Origin of the sequence: Streptococcus loxodontisalivarius (genome assembly GCF_016908645.1) — a bacterium.
In the GTDB taxonomy this organism is placed as follows: domain Bacteria; phylum Bacillota; class Bacilli; order Lactobacillales; family Streptococcaceae; genus Streptococcus; species Streptococcus loxodontisalivarius.
Window position 1 is genome coordinate 41,288 of the sequence record NZ_JAFBEH010000009.1, and the last position, 16,606, is coordinate 57,893.

The 16,606-nt window shown below is 41.8% G+C and carries 13 protein-coding genes and 1 pseudogene; 13 read left to right on the forward strand and 1 reads right to left on the reverse strand.

Translation table 11 applies throughout. From position 1 onward, the window contains the following. Window positions 1–281 precede the first annotated feature (281 nt). The 11 genes from JOC28_RS03150 to JOC28_RS03200 all read left to right on the forward strand — a co-directional run bounded on the left by JOC28_RS03150 (window position 282) and on the right by JOC28_RS03200 (window position 13,014). Window positions 282–452: a hypothetical protein gene (locus JOC28_RS03150; protein ID WP_205009194.1), complete on the forward strand. Its 171-nt coding sequence runs from the start codon at window positions 282–284 to the stop codon at window positions 450–452. 97 nt (window positions 453–549) lie between these two features. Next, window positions 550–2,493 carry a threonine--tRNA ligase gene (gene thrS, locus JOC28_RS03155; protein ID WP_205009195.1) on the forward strand — a complete coding sequence of 648 codons (1,944 nt, stop codon included), beginning with the start codon at window positions 550–552 and terminating at the stop codon, window positions 2,491–2,493. A gap of 529 nt (window positions 2,494–3,022) precedes the next feature. Further along, window positions 3,023–3,859 carry a DUF3114 domain-containing protein gene (locus tag JOC28_RS03160; protein WP_205009196.1) on the forward strand — a complete coding sequence of 279 codons (837 nt, stop codon included), beginning with the start codon at window positions 3,023–3,025 and terminating at the stop codon, window positions 3,857–3,859. Window positions 3,860–3,991: 132 nt separating this feature from the next. Continuing rightward, window positions 3,992–4,744 carry a hypothetical protein gene (locus tag JOC28_RS03165; RefSeq protein WP_205009197.1) on the forward strand — a complete coding sequence of 251 codons (753 nt, stop codon included), beginning with the start codon at window positions 3,992–3,994 and terminating at the stop codon, window positions 4,742–4,744. A 151-nt stretch (window positions 4,745–4,895) separates the two neighbouring features. Next, complete coding sequence (locus JOC28_RS03170) at window positions 4,896–6,263, forward strand: DUF3114 domain-containing protein (RefSeq protein ID WP_205009198.1); 1,368 nt, start codon at window positions 4,896–4,898, stop codon at window positions 6,261–6,263. Beyond that, window positions 6,260–6,943 carry a hypothetical protein gene (locus tag JOC28_RS03175; protein WP_205009199.1) on the forward strand — a complete coding sequence of 228 codons (684 nt, stop codon included), beginning with the start codon at window positions 6,260–6,262 and terminating at the stop codon, window positions 6,941–6,943. The genes JOC28_RS03170 and JOC28_RS03175 overlap by 4 nt, the downstream gene beginning before the upstream one ends. Window positions 6,944–7,109: 166 nt before the next feature. Then, complete coding sequence (locus JOC28_RS03180; RefSeq protein WP_205009200.1) at window positions 7,110–7,796, forward strand: response regulator transcription factor; 687 nt, start codon at window positions 7,110–7,112, stop codon at window positions 7,794–7,796. After that, window positions 7,741–9,432: a sensor histidine kinase gene (locus tag JOC28_RS03185; RefSeq protein WP_205009201.1), complete on the forward strand. Its 1,692-nt coding sequence runs from the start codon at window positions 7,741–7,743 to the stop codon at window positions 9,430–9,432. The genes JOC28_RS03180 and JOC28_RS03185 overlap by 56 nt, the downstream gene beginning before the upstream one ends. A 28-nt stretch (window positions 9,433–9,460) precedes the next feature. Then, window positions 9,461–11,023: a glycosyltransferase family 39 protein gene (locus JOC28_RS03190; RefSeq protein ID WP_205009202.1), complete on the forward strand. Its 1,563-nt coding sequence runs from the start codon at window positions 9,461–9,463 to the stop codon at window positions 11,021–11,023. 245 nt (window positions 11,024–11,268) lie between these two features. Further along, window positions 11,269–12,090 (forward strand): hypothetical protein, encoded by an 822-nt coding sequence (locus JOC28_RS03195; protein ID WP_205009203.1) that lies wholly within the window; start codon window positions 11,269–11,271, stop codon window positions 12,088–12,090. A 312-nt stretch (window positions 12,091–12,402) separates the two neighbouring features. Beyond that, a complete protein-coding gene (locus JOC28_RS03200; protein ID WP_205009204.1) occupies window positions 12,403–13,014 on the forward strand; it encodes a TVP38/TMEM64 family protein in 612 nt (203 codons plus the stop codon). A gap of 161 nt (window positions 13,015–13,175) precedes the next feature. On the opposite strand, the gene JOC28_RS03205 is transcribed toward JOC28_RS03200, so the two are convergent. Next, the gene (locus JOC28_RS03205; protein WP_205009205.1) at window positions 13,176–14,087 is read right to left on the reverse strand and encodes a LysR family transcriptional regulator; all 912 of its coding nucleotides are present in this window, start codon (window positions 14,085–14,087) and stop codon (window positions 13,176–13,178) included. A gap of 153 nt (window positions 14,088–14,240) precedes the next feature. Between JOC28_RS03205 and JOC28_RS03210 the strand changes: the two genes are divergently transcribed. Continuing rightward, the gene (locus JOC28_RS03210) at window positions 14,241–15,863 is read left to right on the forward strand and encodes a malolactic enzyme (protein ID WP_205009206.1); all 1,623 of its coding nucleotides are present in this window, start codon (window positions 14,241–14,243) and stop codon (window positions 15,861–15,863) included. Between the two features lie 17 nt (window positions 15,864–15,880). Continuing rightward, window positions 15,881–16,510: pseudogene (locus JOC28_RS03215) on the forward strand (2-hydroxycarboxylate transporter family protein); the annotation flags it as partial. Between the last annotated feature and the right edge of the window lie 96 nt (window positions 16,511–16,606).

The window sequence follows — 16,606 nt, forward strand, 5'->3', positions numbered from 1 at the left end:
AGCGATTGACTGCTTGAAAATTTAAGAAATCGTGTTATAATACTTAACGAAGACATGTTTGAGGTGTCAGGTTTTTCAGAGAGCGTCTGGTTGCTGCAAAGACGTAAACCTATCCGAAAATACTCCTTCCTTGTTTTTATGAAAACATAAAACGGTGGCCACGATATAGCCAGTAGAGGTCTGCAACTTTTTTTGTTGTGGATAAATAAAGGTGGAACCACGTTGCGACGTCCTTGAGGACAGTCGCAATTTTTTTATGACTAAAAGTTAGGATAAACAAGATGGCAAATAATAAAAAATCTCGCGAAACATTTTTACTTGAAGGTTTGATGATTGGTCTGGTCGCAGGCATTCTTTTATCTCTGTGGGGTGTCTGGTTTGGTTATTCTTGGCTCGGCATCGGTATTGTTGCTGGTAGTCTGCTTGGTTCTGCTATTAAAAAAGAAAAATAATATAGAAAGGAACTAATCTGTCTTGAAAACTCAGAAAAAAGATGAATCTATTTTATCGATTTTCCAGTAGTTTTCCAGTAGGACTTGGTATCTTAATATGATTAACATTACTTTCCCAGATGGCGCTGTTCGTGAATTTGAGAATGGCGTAACAACTTTTGAAGTTGCTGAATCTATCAGCAAATCGCTTGCTAAGAAAGCTTTGGCAGGTAAATTCAATGGTAAATTGGTTGACACAACTCGTGCTTTGACTGAAGATGGTAGCATCGAAATCGTGACACCTGACCATGAGGATGCTCTTCCTGTGCTTCGTCACTCAGCTGCTCACCTTTTTGCACAAGCTGCGCGCCGCCTTTTCCCAGACATCCACTTGGGAGTTGGTCCAGCGATCGAAGATGGTTTCTACTATGATACTGACAATGAAGCAGGGCAAATTTCTAACGAAGATCTGCCACGTATCGAAGAAGAAATGAAGAAAATCGTTAAAGAAAACTTCCCTTCAATTCGTGAGGAAGTATCTAAAGATGAAGCACGTGAGATTTTCAAAAACGATCCTTACAAACTTGAATTGATCGAAGAGCACTCAGAAGATGAAGGTGGACTTACTATCTACCGTCAGGGTGAATACGTTGACCTTTGCCGTGGCCCACACGTGCCATCAACTGGTCGTATCCAAGTCTTCCAATTGCTCAATGTGGCTGGTGCTTACTGGCGTGGAAATAGCGATAACGCTATGATGCAACGTGTCTATGGTACAGCTTGGTTTGACAAAAAAGACCTTAAAGCTTACATCCAACGTCGTGAGGAAGCTAAAGAACGTGACCACCGTAAACTTGGTAAAGAGCTTGACCTCTTTATGATTTCACAAGAAGTTGGTCAAGGTTTGCCATTCTGGTTGCCAAATGGTGCGACAATTCGTCGTGAATTGGAACGCTACATTGTTGATAAAGAGTTGGCATCAGGTTACCAACACGTTTATACACCACCAGTAGCCTCTGTTGAACTTTACAAGACATCAGGTCACTGGGAGCACTATTCTGAAGACATGTTCCCAACTATGGATATGGGTGATGGTGAAGAGTTCGTTCTTCGTCCAATGAACTGTCCACACCACATCCAAGTTTTCAAACACCATGTTCACTCATACCGTGAATTGCCAATCCGTATCGCTGAAATCGGTATGATGCACCGTTATGAAAAATCAGGTGCCCTTACAGGTCTTCAACGTGTACGTGAAATGTCACTCAATGATGGTCACATCTTTGTCACACCAGAGCAAATTCAAGAAGAATTCCAACGTGCGCTTCAATTGATTATCGATGTTTACGGTGACTTCAATCTTAATGACTACCGTTTCCGTTTGTCATACCGTGATCCTGAAGACAAGGAAAAATACTATGACAACGATGAAATGTGGGAAAACGCTCAAAGCATGCTTAAAGCTGCCCTTGATGAAATGGGTGTAGATTACTTTGAAGCTGAAGGCGAAGCAGCCTTCTACGGTCCAAAACTTGACATCCAAGTGAAAACTGCCCTTGGGAATGAAGAAACCTTATCAACAATTCAGCTTGACTTCCTTCTTCCAGAGCGTTTTGATCTCAAATACATCGGTGCTGATGGTGAAGAACACCGTCCTGTTATGATTCACCGTGGTGTTATCTCAACAATGGAACGCTTCACAGCTATCTTGATTGAAAACTACAAGGGAGCATTCCCAACATGGTTGGCACCACAACAAGTGTCTGTTATCCCAATCTCAAACGAAGCTCACATCGACTACGCTTGGGAAGTGGCTAAAGCCCTTAAAGATCGTGGTATCCGTGCCGAAGTTGATGACCGTAACGAAAAAATGCAGTACAAGATTCGTGCGGCTCAAACACAAAAAATTCCATATCAATTGATCGTTGGTGATAAAGAGATGGAAGAAAAAGCAGTTAACATCCGTCGCTACGGAAGCAAGGCTACTGAGACAAAAGCCCTCAACGACTTCATCTCAGATATCCAAGCTGACATCGCACGCAAATCACGTGTAGAAGATTAAGAAGTTTTATAATTATTTTTAAGACAAAGTCTTTTTCCGATACTTTCCTTAAGTGATGTCGGACGGTAGGTGAAATTATCCAGTGGATGATTTCAGGAATCAGTGGAATTCCATTTGAGCCTCTTCGCCTTCCAGTTTCAAAGCTCAGACCTGAGACAGTCCACTGGACTGTCTCACTCTCAAACATTCCGAGTATAAGAAATATTTTTATATAGGCATTTCTTATACTTTCATCACGGCGGAAGTATCAGGTAAATGCCTAAGACAGTCTCCCAGACTGTCTTGATGAAAGCTTCGCTTTCTCTATTTCCAACCTCAAACAGTCTATCCCCAGACTGTCTTAGCACTCCCGCTCGCATGAAATCGGTCATTTATTTTAAACAAGCAGAGCTTTTGTGTCCAATTCCGTTGAAAAGTTAGGTTTATCTACAGTCTGAGACAACTAGCTAATCTAAGCTGGTTGTCTTTTTGTTTATCATAAAATAGTCATCAAAAAGAGATTTTAGATAGGCTATGCTATAATAGGGGCATGTTAATAGGTGATAAAGAATTTAGTCAATTTTGGTTGAGGAGAAAGTCAGTCAAGTCTAGTCAGTCTGCTAGAATTCTCTTGAAAGATTTTCTTGATCTGATTGGAATGCCCAAGGATTTATCGGGTGACTTGGCTGAGAATAAGAAGCTGGTTGCTAGGTTTTCAAGTGACCTGGCACCTCATAATCCCTTTTTTAGACAGTTGGCGGATCTGGTCAATCTTGCTTTTCCTGGTCTAACTTTGGCTCAGCCAGGCTCCTTAGAGCGTAAGATTCATCAGCTACGCTATGTAATTTCGAGTCAGCAGGCGGACTATGTTCGTCGTCATTATAGAAAAGATGACATGAACGACTGGCAGGCTTTGGCTCTTTATCTGAAAGGTAAGCGATTCTGGACTTGGGATTTGGGTCGTTTGCACAATAAACGTCATAAGAAGGATACCTCTTTTCCTGATGGAATTGCCATGCTTAATAGCAAGATTATTCTGGGATATCACACGGAGTTTATCCTATCTAGTCAGGGCTATTTTCTCAATGAAGTAGATACAGAGACTTTTCGCTTGGCTGGAATTGTTAATGGCGCCAGCTTTAACTATGGTCGTTGGTGGAGACATGCACAGCTAGATGTTGCTCCCATTAGCCAGCATGATCCGCAGTTTAGGAAAAAACTGGCTAGGTCCTATAAATCTCCGAGTGGTCAACGTCCCTTGTTTAGACCACAACCGCATGACGGTCTCTATGCCAAGACTGGCAGTTTTAGTCAAAATCAGCAGTCTCTGGCTAAGCAACTCAAACGTCAGCGCCAGCAATTTTGCAGGGCGGTTAAAAAGTCCTAAATTTGCCACAAAAATGATCGGATACTTGCCACAGCTTTACCCTTGAATGACCGAGCTTTTGAAAAATGGCTGCGCTATACTAGTAGCATAAAGAGAAAGGGCATCGCAAGGTCGATGCAAGAGGTTACTCACATGAAAACAAAAGCAATTTCGCTGAAATCAGCCCTAGTACTCGGAGCACTTGGTTTATCCATGGCAGTTGGTGTCAGCCACTTTGTCTCAGCAGAACAGACCACAGCTACCAGTCAAAGCAGTCAAGTTAGCCAGACAAGTCAGTCAAGCCAAGACAGCACAAGCACAGAATCTGAATGGACTCACGCTCAAGAGTGTCAAGAACTTCTGAGCTTGATTCCTAAGAGCTCATTGACAGATGACCAAAAGACAGCCTTTACCAATGCTGTCAATGAAGCTGCGCAGTACGATAGTCAACTAGACGATCTGGATAAACAGATTCAGAACCTAGAAGACAGCCAGCTGGGCGATTACTATAAAGCTGAAGAAGCGGTCTATGCGGACAATGAAAGCACTTGGGAAAAATTCTACAATGCAGAAGATGAGTCTGACGCCAATGAAAATGTCTCAGAGGACCAAGAGGACACTGATACATCAAGCGAGACCGCCAATCAAAAGCTTATAGCAGAAATCAATGCTTCAACAGTTTTGACTGATACTGAAAAAGCAGCGCTGGTTGCAGATGTCAATGAAGCTGCTGCCTTGGACCAGCAGTATGCTAGCCAATTATCAGCTTTTGACACAGCGGTGACTGACCTTCAAAACCAGTATGACGCAGCTCAAAAATCTGTTGATGCCATCTATGATAAGTACCAAATCACAAGCGACATGTGGGAGGCAGTCTATGCAAATGCTGGCGGCAGTCAAGAATAGGATTGATAAATAAGATGTGAGGCTAAAAGGTAAGTTTTTAGCCTCTTTTTAGTCTGATTTTTGTGAGACAAAAAACTGAGGCTTGAATTGTTCTCTATATCGTTTGAGCTTGACTGTTTTCAGAGCTTTGCGCTTATGTTAAAATATTTTTATGAAGAAAAAAGTGATTTTTGGAGCGATGACAAGTCTTGCTTTGGGGCTAGCCCTGCCCTTGACAGTCAGTCTTGCCGAAGATAGCAGCAGCTCAACGGATGCAACAAGTTCATCAAGTTCGCTCGCTCTAGAAGGGGCGGACACAATTAATGCGGATCAATCTGTGACATTGAAAGTAACAGATAATCAAGAATTGGTTATTAAGGCAATCGCCAGTCATCTCAAGCTCTTGCCAAAGGCTCTATCAGACAGCGATAAGGATAGTCTCAAGAGTCAACTTGAAGCGGCTAGTCAATCTCTTTCTCAAGATGGTTGGTCTTATATTTCTATCGCAGATGGTTTTATCGATGGGCTTTCAAAAAAAGGTGACCTGGCAAGCCTGCAAAAGGATTTATCAGATCAGCTCAGTCAGACCAAGCGTTTCGGTAGTAGTAGCTTTCAAAATATGTGGTATGCCCAAGTCTATCAGGTACTTGGTGAGAAAGAAGCTCAGCAATTGCTGACAGTCTCCTATCAAAATATGGCTTTGCCTAATAATCTTTCAGGTGATAATCAAGAGACGGCACGTTTGGTTGCAAGTTTTTCAGATGATTTGGAGCCAGCTAGCGATTTTTGGGATAGTTTCTCAGAGGTAGTCAAAAAGGCCTTTCCCAAGCGTAGTCTTTCTAAAAAGACTAGTCTGGCTCGTATGACTCATCAATTTCGTTATGTCATCTCTGCCCAGCAGGCTCAGTGGGTCAGGACAAACTATGGTAAGGATGGAGAGACAGACAAGCAGGCTTTGGCACGCTATTTGGCAACCAAGGATGAGAAAAATAGTGTCAGCGAGGCACTTGGTATCGATGGTTACGACTATGATGTCACCTATGATTTGGGTGAATCCTCTCGTCTGCACAATAAGGTTTCCGTTCAACTTGGTCAGTTTGGAGATGGAGTTGTCGTCTATCCCAACTATACCATGTCTACCAATATCAAGATTGTGATGGATTTTCACACTGAGTTTATCCTCAACAGTCAAGGTGAGTTTTTGAATGAGGTTGATCCTGAGGGTGCTTCAGAGACGGGAATTATCAATGGTGCAAGCTTTAACTATGCTTCTGCCAATGATGCCGCTCATATTAGACTAGATGTGAAACCAGTTGGACCTAATGATCCGACCTTCCGTATCGAAGCAAATCGTCAGACCTATACCTACAAGTCTCCTAATAAATTGAAGTATTCTTGGCAAGAATCGGATAAGTTGCAGTGGGCAAATTCCTACTATAACAAAGAAGGTTACTATTCTCAAAAAGGTAAGAGTGCAGCAAGTCTAGTCAAATCTAGTGCCAATTCCTTTAAGAAGATGATTGAGGGGTATCGTAAATGAAAAAATTAAAAAGAAAAAAGGGCTTGATTGCCTTGGCTACGGTTTTCCTGCTTGTAGCAGCAGGTGCCGGTTATTTCTTTTATGATGCTTACTTTGTCGAAGATGATTGGGGCTTGGTTGAAACGGCCCAGGATTTTGATGATTTCAGTTTTGAATCGGTTTCAAAGATTGAGATTGGCAAGGTTTACGATATTGATCAGGACTTTAAGCTGGTTGACGAGAGCCACTTTGTTTATTATTATGCTGAGAATTACGACCAAGATTATCTGGATGAGGCGCGTGAAGAAGCAGAGACAGATGACATCTACCCAACAATCTGGATGGGCGAAGGTACCTATAAGAAATCTGGAGATGATTACTATCTTCTGACCACTCGTGAGGTCAAGCTAGAATTTTTAACAGTTGCTGCCTATAAGAAGAAGACCTACTCAAGTCTGACAGAATCTGCTATTACCATTCAGCAATACCCAGCTAAGCCTCAATTGCAGAAGAAAGATGGAGCCTATATCTACCGTACCGCTCAACAGAGTTTACAGGCAGATGGTAGTCTCGCTGAGACAGGAACCGTCTCAACTACTGATGTGACAACTTCGGATGAGAAATTAGCTGACAGTGTTGAATCCTTTTTGGCTGATTACAAGAAAGCAGACAGTCAAGCAAGCAGTAGCCAAGCTCAGTAAATTTAGGCAATAGTGTGGCAGTCTGTGACGGACTGCCATTTTTTGACCTAATTATGATAAGATAGGACTAAAGAAAACAAAATGAATTTCTGAGTCTTTAGAGCAGGTTGAGAAAGTCTAACTGAAATGGTATTTTGTTTTGAACTAAGTGAAAAAGGTGACTAAAATGGCAAAAGTATATGTTGCTGATGATGAAAAAAATATCCGTGAACTGATTGCCTCTTTTTTGAGAGAAGAGGGCATGGAGGTCGAGATTTTTGAGACAGGAGATCAATTGCTCCTGCGTTTTATGGAAGAAGAGGCAGATGTGGTGATTTTGGATGTCATGATGCCTGGGACAGATGGTTTTGGTACAGCCCAGGCTATTCGTAAGCGTTCAGATGTGCCGATCATTCTTTTGACCGCGCGTGATAGCGATAAGGATTTTGTGGAGGGTTTTTCAGCTGGGGCTGATGACTACTTTACCAAACCCTTTTCTCCTATCAAATTAACTCTACGTGTCAAGGCGATTTTGACGCGTCAGCCCAGAGCGCAAGCAGCTGATAATACGGCTAAGATGGACTACCATGGTCTAAGTCTGTCTGAGAAGGACCGCTCTGCTATGTTCCAAGATAAGCCAATCAAGCTGACCAATACGGAGTTTGAGCTTTTGCGTGTCTTGATGCTGCAAAAGGATGAGGCGGTGTCTCGTGACGAGCTTTTGGAGAAGGTCTGGGGTTATGAAAGTGATGTGGAGACGCGCGTGACGGATGATACCATCAAGCGTCTGCGTAAGAAATTAAGAGAGGTGGAGAGTGATGTCCTTATTGAAACGGTTTGGGGCTATGGTTTCAAATTGGCTAAAAAAGATTAAGGAAGTCCTGCTTCATCCGAGACGTTGGTGGCAAAATCGCAGTCGCTCTAGTCTGAGAAAGACACTCTTTTTGCAACCTCTGTCCATCATCTTCTTCTCATTTGGAACTATCTGGTTGGTCTTCAATTTGACGCTCAGCTATTTTATCGATGAGCAGACCAGTACAGCCATTCAAAATCAGTTTACCATTCTCAATTCGCTCTACTCAGGTGTGTCGGCAAATGGTGATAGCACACAGGCAAATATCTTTGAAACGACCTATGTGATTGTGGATGAGGATTTTGAAACACAGTACCTGTCGACTAGCCTAGATGATTTTTCAGACAAGACCATCTCTAAAACCATCACCAATTATTTCTATAAGAATGCTGATTCTTGGGGATTTTTTGATGATGAAGATGACTCAGATGATTGGGATGATGATGACAAGGATGACGATAGCGATGATGACGACGATGAGTCAGAGGAAAGCACGACTTCAACTAGTCAATCCAGCGACCAATCAAGTAGTCAGGCGAGTTCAACTGCCTCTGATCAGGAAGAACCTGTTGAAGATACGGTGACCCTGCTTGACAATGCTCAGATGGCCAAGGTTAAAATTCACGGTTACACCTATGTCGTTGATATGGGAACCTATAAGGGTGTCCTTAATGACTACTATATTCGTGAGGCTTCAAGTGGTGAAACAGCTAAGAATTACTATGTTTTTGTCTTTGCCAATGTAACACCAGTTGAGAGCATGGACACTTGGATCAACATTGCTCTCTTGATTATCTTCCTGGTTATCGGTCTCGTTGCCACAGTCTTTATCTACCTGACTTCTCGCAAGACTGACAAGGCCTTTCTTAGCTTGAAGGACTATATTACACGCCTTGGAAATCGTGAGGAGGATTTGGTTGCACCTGTTCTTCCTTACAAGGAGTTCAATGAGGTGTCGTCAACAGTTCAGCACATGAGTGATATGATTGATGCCAATCAGCGCAGTCAGCAAGTCTTCTTCCAGAATTCGAGTCATGAATTGCGTACGCCACTCATGTCCATCCAAGGTTATGCGGAAGGCATTAAAGAAGGTGTTATCAAGGATGAGAAGGCGGCTGCCTCAGTTATCTTTGACGAAAGTCAGAAAATGGCAGAGCTGGTTGATGATATTCTGACCATTTCTAAGATGGAATCGACCCAGTCTCAGCTTGATTTGGAAACTATCAGTATTCCAGAGATTCTCTATGATCTGACTTGGCGTCTTAAGAATAAGGCTGATGATAAGGGAATTATCTTCCAACACCAGTTTGAAGATGAATTTGTCGAAATTCAAGCTGACGAACGCTTGATTGAAAGAGCCTTGATGAATATCCTGTCAAATGCTGTCCGCTATGCCAAGGACAAGATTTCTATCGAGACTAAGCAGACAGGAAATCTTCTTAAAATTTCGATTTGCAATAATGGCCCTGCTATTTCAGCAGAAGACCGTAAGCACCTCTTTGAACGTTTCTATAAGGGAAGCGGAGGCAATTTCGGTATCGGCTTGGCCATGACTAAAGACATCGTGGAAAGACACGGTGGACAGATTTGGGTGGAGTCGGATGCAGAAAGCACCTGCTTTAGTCTGACACTTCCAATCAATTCAGGAAAGGAGTAGCAGAGCTTAGGGTTATAAGCTCTGGAAAATGATGAAAAACCGACTTTATCGTATGGGATTGGGCTTATCCAAAGCCTTGCAGTGGCTGGTCAGGTGGGGCGGTATTCCCCTCATGGGCTTGCTGTTCTTGTCCTCCTTATTGGTTCAGACCATTGTTTATCTGGACGGTGGGGAATGGGCAGAGCTGCTGCCAGTTAAGATTTGGGTCTTTTTGACCTTGATTTTCTTTGTCTTTATCCTTTATATCAGTAGAAAATGGTTTGCTAAGCAGTCGCATAAGAAGGTCTTCTGGTCGCTTGCTCTGACTTACTTGCTTATCGGGATTGTCTTGATTGCTATAACGACTGATAAGACCAGAGATGATGCAGCGACTGTCTTTCGCTCGGCAGTTGAAATTAATAGTGGTAATTTGAGATTTCTCCAAACGGGAGAGTATCTCTATCGCTATCCTCACCAGTTGGGACTTGTGACCTTTGAACGTCTGGTCATGAAGATTATTCCTATTCCAAGTATGGTTATCTTCTTTGTTCTCAATCTCTTTGCGGTCATTGGGATCAATTTTTCCACTTGGAAGACGACAGACCTGCTCTTTAAGGATGAACAGATTACCCGATATAGTATTTTATTGAGTTTTGCCTTTCTGCCGCAATTTTTCAATATTCTCTTTGTATATGGCATAATCTTTGGGCTCTTCTTTGCCAGCTTCGGTATCTATTTCCTGCTCCGCTATTTGAAGACTAAAAATTGGAAATGGGCAGCAGGAGCAATTGTCTTCTTAGCCCTATCCTATTGGATTAGGAATAACTATATTCTCCTATTGGTGGCTTTGAGCTTGGTCCTCTTTTTTGAAACCATGAGCAAAAAATCTTTCAAGCCTATTCTGATTGCTTTAGCCATGATTGGTCTAGGCTGGGGGATGAACAAGGCAACGGTGGCTTATTATGAACACTTGTCTGGTCAGGACCTGAGTGGGACTCCTAAGGTGACCTGGTTGGCTATGGGCTTGCAAGATGATGGTAATAGTCGTCGTCAACCAGGCTGGTATAACCATTATGTGCGCCGCATTTATTTTGAAAAAAACGGTGATTACAAGGCAATCGAAGCGGATGCAAAAGCGAGTGTACAGGAGAGTGTCTCCTATTTCATTCAACATCCAGCTTATACCTGGACCTTCTTTAAGGACAAGTTCTTATCGACCTGGATGGATTCGACCTTTGAGTCAATCTGGTCTGGTCCCAGTCGTTTCAAGAAGCAGCCTCTGATTAATGCCTTTGCTGCCAGCCTTTATCACGGACGTTGGCTCTATCGTATTCTCTATCAGATTACGCATGCTATTCTTATCATGATTTATGCGGGTGCCTTCCTCTTCATTGCCTTCTTCAAGAAGACGGACAAGGATGCCCACCTCAAGCTCTATCCCTTTATCTACCTAGCAGGTGGCCTTGTCTTCCACCTGCTTTGGGAGACTAAGAGTCAGTACACTTCACCTTATGTCTACCTACTTTTACCATTTGTGGTTGCAGGCTACGCCTATACTTTTGAAAAATGGCAGAGCGGAGACTTTAAAAAGTACAGCTGGCGCAAAAAATAACAAACAAAACCTCGATTCTAGATCTTACTAGGACCGAGGTTTTCTTGTTTCTAAGATTCAAGTTGAGGTCTTTGGTGACTTCTTTAGTTGATACTAGAGATATTTTTTAAGTCCTAGAATTTAGGAAAAAAGACCGAAAACTTTGCCACATTCTTGCCACAGCTTTACCCTGAAATGACCGAGCATTCTATTTTTTTAAGAGCTATACTAGTATCATCAAAAAGATAATAAAAGAGGTAACAAACATGTCTAAAAAAGATCAAATCAAATCACAACTTCAAAAAGCTAAAACTGGCTTGACTAAGAACTGGAAGAAAACCCTCCTCATCAGCGCAGGTGTTCTTCTAGTAGCAGGTGCAGGTGTAGCTGTCGGAACTAAGATCGGTGATCACGGTGATTTTGAAGATCGTATGGAAACTCGCTTTGATTCAGATTTCAGTCAATTAGCTGACGGCTCTGATAATTGGGGAGACCGTGAAGATAGCGAATCATTTAACGCAGCAACAGCAAGCATGACCTATGACGAATGGAAAACGGCTATCAATGATTCTGGTTTGTCATCAGACGATAAGAAGACCTTCCTTGCAGCTATTGAAAAAGCTAAAGATAATATCACGAAGGCAAGCGACCTTCAAAGTCAGCTGGAAAAACTCTATACAGACAATATCGAACCACTCAATACTGAGTTCACAAACTTGATGAAGACTAATGCAAGTATCTGGTCTAAGCTCAATGCAGATACACCAGACAGTATCGAAGACCTTGATACAGATGATCTGACTGACCTTAAACAAGCTGTCGATGACTCAAGCCTATCATCAGATGATAAGTCTAAACTCTTGAAAGATATCGAATCCCTCAAGACCTTGAAAGAGAAATATTCAACAACTTATGCAAGCTATGTTGAAAAACAATCAGACCTTGAAAAACAATTGGAAACAGCTCAAAATGCAGTCTCAACAAGCCTCAAAGACAACAAGGTGACAGATGAAATGATTGCCCAAATTTTTGGTGGTGCAGCAAAAGGTAACTGGTCTGACGATGATTCAGACGATTCTTGGAGCTAAGCCAGATCACATTTGCGTTTTTAGATAGACTAGAGAAGAAGTTGGTTTAAAATCTGATTTCTTTTCTGCCACACTTTTGCCACAATTTTTTGACGGTTTAGCCGAGCTTTTTACTTAAATTTCCTTTATACTGGAACTATCTTAATAAGTAAAAAGAGGATTTTATGAAAAAATTAGGTATTGGTTTCTTGTCACTTTTCGGAATTTTTGCGCTCTTGGTTAGTTTATTGACCTTTAAAACGGGTTCAGTTATGAAAAAAGGAAAAGTGAAGAAGTAGTAAATAGTATTGTAACAGGAAGAAGGAGGAAGCTATGAAAGTAAAAACTATTGATCAGAAACTGATTATCAGAAGCTTGACCATCCTTGGTTTGTTTGCGTCAGCTTTTCTCCTTTACTACTTCAAGACTCATCCTAATATGATGGCTGTTGGAGGCAGTTTTCAGAAGACCTTGGTTAGTTTAGGGGCTTTTGGACCTCTGCTCTTTATCCTTTTACAGATGGTGCAGGTCATTTACCCGATCATTCCTGGTGGTATGACAGCCATTATCGGACATATCATCTTTGGTCCTCTTTACGGCTTTATCTATAATTTTGTGGGGATTTTCATCGGTTCACTCTTAGCCTTTGGTTTGGCTCGTCGTTATGGAAATGGCTTCGCGAAAGCCTTTGTCTCAGAAGAGACCTATGATAAGTATGTTTCCTATCTAGACCGCAATGATGGTAAATTCTTTGAAAAATTCCTAGCCGCAGCCTTCATTTTACCAGGCTTTCCAGACGATTTTCTCTGTGTGGTAGCAGGGCTCTCCAAAATGACCTGGAAAAAATTTATAGTCATTTTCCTCATTTCAAAACCAGCGACACTTTATCTCTACACCATAATTGGTTATCAAGGACTAAATGCAGTTCTTCAGATATTCCAATAAGAAAAAGAGAGTGGGACAAAAATCGGTAATTCCGAAGGAATTCGATTTTGTCGTCCCACCTCCGCACAGTTGAGTAGGGCTGTAAGAGTTGATTTATCAACGAATTAGAGCCCACTCAACCACTGCGTCTTGCAAATCAGACTAGAAAAAAATAAAGGGGCTTAGGAGTTTTTTCCCAGGCTCTTTTGGTTCGTCTTGATGTCTTCTAAAATAGAGATGAGATTCTCCAAATCTGGAGATAGCACTGCGTTTTTGGGATAGGCATAGCTGACGTGGAAGTATTGCTTTTCAGATTCGACCAGAGGGATTTTTACCAGCCCTTCAGTGTCGGTAAAGAGGACAAAGTCAGTCAAGAGGGTAATGCCAATATTTTCCTTAACTAGCTGTCCAACCAGTGACACTTCATTGAGCTCAAAAATAACCTTTGCTTGATTATGATACTGTTGATTGAGTTGATTAAAGACATCGTAATGGGTATGCCCTGAGTCGAGCATGATAAAATTTTGATCCAGTAATTCCTTGAAGGAAATTTCTTTTCTATCAGCTAGAGGGTGCTTTTCGGAAACAAAGATATAAAATTCACGCTTGTAGAGGGGGAAGATTTCCAGATTGGGATGTTCTAGCGGTAGATGACTTCCGATAAAGGAAAAATCAAGCTCCCCATTCAAAAGCTCCTGCAGGAGAAACTTAGATCCTTCAGTATGCAGGTCAAAATTACTGAGGAAGGAAAGATCCTTCTTGTGATTCAATAATTTTGAAATGATACGGGCTCTGATAATGGGTGGAAAACCGATAGTCAATTTTTTTTGAGAATAGCGTTTAATTTCTTTATGAGCAACGGAAACTTCAATTAAAATCTGCTCTATATGACGAGCTAGAATCAAGCCCTCCTGAGTTAATTCAACCGTTCGATGGGCAGGGTCTTTGATGATGAGATGGCAATTGAATTGCTCTTCTAGACGCTTGATGGCATAGGTGATTGTGGGCTGACTGACCCCAAAATGCTTGGCGACAGCAGTGTAAGAATTGAGCTGGGATAGCTGGAAAAAATAGTCAAAATCTCTGAGGTTCATAAGGACTCCTTTGCTAATATTTTATCATATTAGCTCTTTTATTATAAATATTATTTATCAAACCTTGGCAAGTTGACTATAAGAAGATGAGAGGTTTATAATGCCTCCATAAGAAAAAATCTTATCATATTTTACTTTATGGAGGTCACGATCATGCGTGCACATGACATTTTAAACAACCCATTCCTTAACAAAGGTACTGCCTTTACAATGGAAGAACGTAAAGAACTTGGTCTTATCGGACTTTTGCCTCCTTACGTTCAAACAATTGAAGAACAAGCTGAGCAAACTTACCAACATTTCTCACAAAAATCAAGTGACTTGGAAAAACGTTTGTTCTTGATGGAAATCTTCAACACAAACCGTACTCTTTTCTACTACCTTTTCAACCAACACATTGTTGAATTCAACCCAATCGTTTATGATCCAGTTATCGCTGACACAATCGAAAACTACAGCCACCTTTTTGTAGACCCACAATATGCAGCTTACCTTGATATTAACCACCCAGAAAATATCGAAGAAACATTGAAAAACGCTGCTGGTGACCGTGATATCCGTTTGATCGTTGTTACTGACGCAGAAGGTATCCTTGGTATCGGTGACTGGGGAACTCAAGGTGTTGATATCTCAGTTGGTAAATTGATGGTCTACACTGCAGCAGCAGGTATCGATCCTTCATCAGTATTGCCACTTGTTATCGATGCTGGTACTAACCGTAAAGAACTTTTGGAAGACCCAATGTATCTTGGTAACCGTCATGAACGTGTTCGCGGTGAACAATACGATAACTTCATCGACCAATTTGTTCAAATCGCTGAAAACACATTCCCTAAACTTTACCTTCACTGGGAAGATTTCGGTCGTTCAACAGCGGCTGATATCCTTAACCGTTACAAAAAAGAAATCCCAACTTTCAACGATGATATCCAAGGTACTGGTATCGTAGTTCTTGGTGGTATCTTCGGTGCCCTTGACATCACTGGTGAAAAATTGACTGACCAAGTTTACCTTTGCTACGGTGGTGGTTCAGCTGGTGCTGGTATTGCTGATCGTGTTCACGCTGAAATGGTTTCAGAAGGACTTTCAGAAGAAGAAGCTTACAAACGTTTCTTCATGATCGACAAACAAGGTCTCTTGTTCGACGATATGGAAGACCTTACTCCAGCTCAAAAACCATTCGCTAAAAAACGTGAAGACTTTGCTAACGCTGGCGACATGACTGATCTTCTTAACGTTGTTAAGACAGTTAAACCAACAATCTTGGTTGGTACATCAACTAACCCAGGTGCCTTCACTAAAGAAGTTGTTGAAGCAATGTGTGAAAACACTGAACGCCCAGTTATCTTCCCAATCTCAAACCCAACTAAAAAATTGGAAGCAACTGCACAACAAGTTATCGAATGGTCAGACGGTAAAGCCTTCGTTGCTACTGGTGTTCCTTCAGGAACAATCAGCTACAAAGGTGTTGACTATGAAATCGGTCAAGCTAACAACGCTTTGATCTACCCAGGTCTTGGTCTTGGTATGCTTGCTTCAGAAGCATCACTTCTTACAGACGAAATGATCGGTGCAGCCGCTCACTCATTGTCAGGTATCGTTAACCCAGGACAACCAGGTGCACCAGTTCTTCCTCCATTCAAATATGTTGCTGACGTTTCTATCAAAGTAGCGGAAGCAGTTGCTAAAAAAGCTCAAGAACAAGGATTGGCTCAAGCTAAAGAAACTGACATGGCTAAAGCAGTTCGTGACCTTAAATGGTATCCAGAATACTAAGAAAGGTCGGAGATTAAGTGAAAAAACTAAATGATATCAAAATCTCAGGTGTGTCTTTACCTCTCTACCTAGGTTTTGTTCTGACACTTATCGTTGTTATCGCAATGGGCAAATTGCCACTTAACATGGTTGGTATCACCTTCATGTTGGTGGTTCTTGGACACTTGTTCTACTATATTGGAGAAAAACTTCCATTTTGGAATACTTACCTGGGTGGTGGTTCAGTCTTCACCTTGATTGCAGCTGCAGTGCTTGCTGCGACTGGTCTTGTTCCAAAAGACGTTGTTTCAGCAACTTCTAGCTTTATGAGCGATTGGGGCTTCCTCGATTTCTATATCGCAGCCCTCATCTGTGGTTCTATCCTTGGTATGAACCGTAACCTCTTGGTTAAAGCCTCTACAAAATTCATTCCAGTTGCCTTGATTTCAATGGTTGTTGGTTTCTTTGCGACAGGTGCAATGGGTGCCCTTCTTGGACAAGGTTTCGGTCACTCTGTTATGTATATCTCATTTGCCCAAATGGCAGGAGGTATGGGTGCAGGTATCGTTCCCCTTTCAAAAATCTATGCAGCAGGACTTCACACAGATGCAGCAGGTATCTTGAGCCAATTGGCACCAGCGACAACACTTGGTAATATCTTTGCGATTAGCTGCACAACAACCAGAAGTACTTGATATCTCAGGTCTTATCTAATTCTAAGAGGAAAGGAGCACTATTATAATGGCACAAGCACAATATGCAGG

Coding starts and splice junctions, on each gene's coding strand:
- JOC28_RS03150 (WP_205009194.1), top strand. CDS start 282: ATGGCAAATAATAAAAAATCTCGCGAAACATTTTTACTTGAAGGTTTG.
- thrS (WP_205009195.1), top strand. CDS start 550: ATGATTAACATTACTTTCCCAGATGGCGCTGTTCGTGAATTTGAGAAT.
- JOC28_RS03160 (WP_205009196.1), top strand. CDS start 3,023: ATGTTAATAGGTGATAAAGAATTTAGTCAATTTTGGTTGAGGAGAAAG.
- JOC28_RS03165 (WP_205009197.1), top strand. CDS start 3,992: ATGAAAACAAAAGCAATTTCGCTGAAATCAGCCCTAGTACTCGGAGCA.
- JOC28_RS03170 (WP_205009198.1), top strand. CDS start 4,896: ATGAAGAAAAAAGTGATTTTTGGAGCGATGACAAGTCTTGCTTTGGGG.
- JOC28_RS03175 (WP_205009199.1), top strand. CDS start 6,260: ATGAAAAAATTAAAAAGAAAAAAGGGCTTGATTGCCTTGGCTACGGTT.
- JOC28_RS03180 (WP_205009200.1), top strand. CDS start 7,110: ATGGCAAAAGTATATGTTGCTGATGATGAAAAAAATATCCGTGAACTG.
- JOC28_RS03185 (WP_205009201.1), top strand. CDS start 7,741: ATGTCCTTATTGAAACGGTTTGGGGCTATGGTTTCAAATTGGCTAAAA.
- JOC28_RS03190 (WP_205009202.1), top strand. CDS start 9,461: ATGATGAAAAACCGACTTTATCGTATGGGATTGGGCTTATCCAAAGCC.
- JOC28_RS03195 (WP_205009203.1), top strand. CDS start 11,269: ATGTCTAAAAAAGATCAAATCAAATCACAACTTCAAAAAGCTAAAACT.
- JOC28_RS03200 (WP_205009204.1), top strand. CDS start 12,403: ATGAAAGTAAAAACTATTGATCAGAAACTGATTATCAGAAGCTTGACC.
- JOC28_RS03205 (WP_205009205.1), bottom strand. CDS start 14,087: ATGAACCTCAGAGATTTTGACTATTTTTTCCAGCTATCCCAGCTCAAT.
- JOC28_RS03210 (WP_205009206.1), top strand. CDS start 14,241: ATGCGTGCACATGACATTTTAAACAACCCATTCCTTAACAAAGGTACT.